Below are 2,948 nucleotides of genomic sequence, written 5' to 3' on the forward strand. Positions count from 1 at the left end.
AGATCTGTAATAATTACTTTCTCTGCATTTGCAACATATTATTTCTGACATATACTAACCTTATTTGTGTTATTGTGCATATCATATCAGCTTTCTCAATTGTATGCTATATTTGTTTAGCAATGCCCATTATTTTTTGGTGTATAAATTTCTATAAATATTTAATAAAGAGGCAAAAAAACCAAAAACACCAAATAACATGGTAAACGCAGGTAATATTTTAAAATATTGATCAACTAAATAACCGATTGCAGAACCAACTAAAATTCCAGCAAATAGTTCAGTCACAATCATCATAGGCATATTAAATCTTTTGCTTTTACCATATCTATTATGATTTAATTTTTTCTCTAAACTTGTTAATTTTAATCTAAGCTCTTCCTTGTTCACTTAACTATTATCAATAGATTTTGAAAAAGAAATTATAAATTCAGTGTACACTCCAAATTTAGAAACACACTCAATCTTACCATTCATCCTCTCCATTGCTTTTTTACAAAAATGCAATCCTATACCAAACCTTCCATTAGAAAAATCTGCATTAAAAATCTTTGGCAACTCATTTTTTTTAATTCCATTACCATCATCTTTATAATGCAGTTTATTTTTTCAACCCATATGTACATTTTTGCGTTACTTCCTGCATGAGAAATTGTGTTTTTAATAAGGTTAAATACTACATGCTTAAATAAATGTCTTGATCCTTTAAATTTAAAATCACTACTTTTATCAAAATGAATTCTTAATCTTTGCTCTTCAGTTAAATAGAATTCTTCAAGAGCTATTTCTACACATTTTACAACAGAGTACTTTTTAACATCTGAATATTCAGTATTTACATTTTTTGACGCAGTAAGTATTATTTCAACACTTCTCATACAATGATTTGTTAACTTTATTAATTCTTTAACTCTATCTTTCAAATCTACTTTGTCATCATAATCCATCTTTTCTAAAAGTAGTTCTGATTTTACTTTTACAATGGATATTGGGCTAAAAACCTCATGAGCTATGGCGCTTGCAAATTCTTTAGAAATTTCTATTTGATTTGATGTTAATGTAATTTTATAAATGACAAGCAATACCAAGCTAATACTACACACCCCATTATTAAAAATAGTATATGGCTCTACATATTCCAACATGATATTTTCAGCACCACCCACATAAATACTAGATATCAACAAATATAATGAATATGCTAGCATCCCGGCAACGACAGACATCACAATAACAAATCTGTTATTTGAGTAAATATACAACATACCAAATGATAAAATTAATCTTATAATCCACTGGTCACCAAAATGGCTTAAAAAACCCGCATACCATGGGAAAAATGCTATACAAAATAACAGAATACAGATCCGAAAAGCCTTAAGGTACCTTTTCTTTTTTAAAACCAATCTATAAAATAAGTAAAATATACTTATTAATATTGCCGTCAAATCTATTGCAATAATAGAATCGATAACCAAATCATCCTCTTGCAACTCAAAGATTGTGATAGGAACATTAATCAGCAATATCAAAATGCATAATACAAAATATAATTTTTCATTTTCTTCAATGTTCAACAACGACTGACTAAAAAAAGATTTTGTTTTTCTTAAAATCCCCATTGAAATAGACTATAATTCATAAAATTGAGCTGTAACATAGTTATTAAACTTGTATAATAAAATAAACCATATATTTTTATAAAATACCACCCTAACATCATTTACTGACCACAGCAATTTGTTTTTCTTTTACTGTAAACATGGATAAACTTATCATACAACAACTTATTAATAATTTGAAATCAGAGTTTAGTAAATTAGATAATTTTTTGCTGAACTGTTCAAAAAGTGAAAAGACAAATCTTCTAAATCAAATTGCTTATCATATTATTTCATCTGGCGGAAAAAGAGTCAGACCGTTATTAACCATTGCAACTTGTAAATTATTTAATCCAGACGAAAAAATTTTAAATAGGAGCATATATCTTGCTTCCTCAATAGAATTTATTCACACAGCAACATTGCTTCATGATGATGTTGTAGATAGTAGTAACATTAGGAGAAATAAACCTACTGCTAATTATATCTGGGGAAATAAATCAAGCATTCTAGTTGGTGATTTTTTATTTAGCCAATCTTTTAAACAAATGATTAAAACTGAAAATTTGAAAGTTTTAGAAATATTAGCAAATATTTCTGCAAAAATAGCCGAAGCTGAAGTATGGCAGTTGGAACTCATTGGAAATTTAGATATCAAATTTGATGAATATATAAATCTCATAACAGCGAAGACAGCCAATCTTTTTTCTGCCGCTTGCCTTTGCTCATCAATACTTTCAAATGCTAGTATCGAACAACAAAATGCATTGAGCAATTATGGACTGAATCTAGGTATATTATTTCAAATAAACGACGATATTAGAGATTATTTTTGTAACTTAGGTGAACTAGGCAAAAATCCAGGCAGTGACTTTTTTGAAAATAAAATAACATTACCTATCATTATTATATTAAATCTTGCTAACACTAAAGATTTACTGAATATTAAAAACATTTTAACTCATGATAATAAGAATGATATGCACTTTGCTCAATTAATAAAATTGTTTGATAAATATCAAGTTAATCGCGAGTGCCATAAAGTCTTAGATAGTTTTATACAAAAAGGAAAAGAAGATCTTGATTGCATACAAGATTCCATATTTAAAACATGTCTCATTAACCTAATAAATAGCTATGGAAACCTAATGTAAAATAGATAAAGGCCGTTGCATAAATGCAAAGCAAGGAAGATATGCAATAAATGGATTTAAAAAATTAGGCATTGCTAAGCAAATATAGCGTCAAAGAAGAAATGTATATACACAGATAATTCAGCCATATCAGCGGCTTTGGAATAAGCCTTGGTTTTTCGATTGTATCTCTTGATAAAGTCTCTGAGAGAGC

4 protein-coding genes are annotated in these 2,948 nt (G+C 28.0%); 1 reads left to right on the forward strand and 3 read right to left on the reverse strand.

Translation table 11 applies throughout. The annotated features are described in order from the left end of the window. Positions 1-129: 129 nt before the first annotated feature. Genes L8D11_RS05935 through L8D11_RS04665 form a run of 3 tightly spaced genes read right to left on the reverse strand, consistent with a single transcriptional unit; the run spans position 130 to position 1,622 of the window. Positions 130-390 carry an AtpZ/AtpI family protein gene (locus L8D11_RS05935; RefSeq protein ID WP_236870508.1) on the reverse strand — a complete coding sequence of 87 codons (261 nt, stop codon included), beginning with the start codon at positions 388-390 and terminating at the stop codon, positions 130-132. Further along, positions 391-558: an ATP-binding protein gene (locus L8D11_RS06015; RefSeq protein ID WP_369127283.1), complete on the reverse strand. Its 168-nt coding sequence runs from the start codon at positions 556-558 to the stop codon at positions 391-393. Beyond that, positions 510-1,622, reverse strand: a complete 1,113-nt coding sequence (locus L8D11_RS04665) for an ATP-binding protein (protein ID WP_236870509.1) — start codon at positions 1,620-1,622, stop codon at positions 510-512. The genes L8D11_RS06015 and L8D11_RS04665 overlap by 49 nt, the downstream gene beginning before the upstream one ends. Positions 1,623-1,762: 140 nt before the next feature. Here L8D11_RS04665 and L8D11_RS04670 point away from each other — a divergent pair, with 140 nt between their 5' ends. Next, a complete protein-coding gene (locus L8D11_RS04670) occupies positions 1,763-2,755 on the forward strand; it encodes a polyprenyl synthetase family protein (protein WP_236870510.1) in 993 nt (330 codons plus the stop codon). Positions 2,756-2,948: the final 193 nt, after the last annotated feature.

This window comes from Candidatus Bandiella numerosa (genome assembly GCF_021811875.1).
GTDB classification, from domain to species: Bacteria; Pseudomonadota; Alphaproteobacteria; order Rickettsiales; family Midichloriaceae; genus Aquirickettsia; species Aquirickettsia numerosa_A.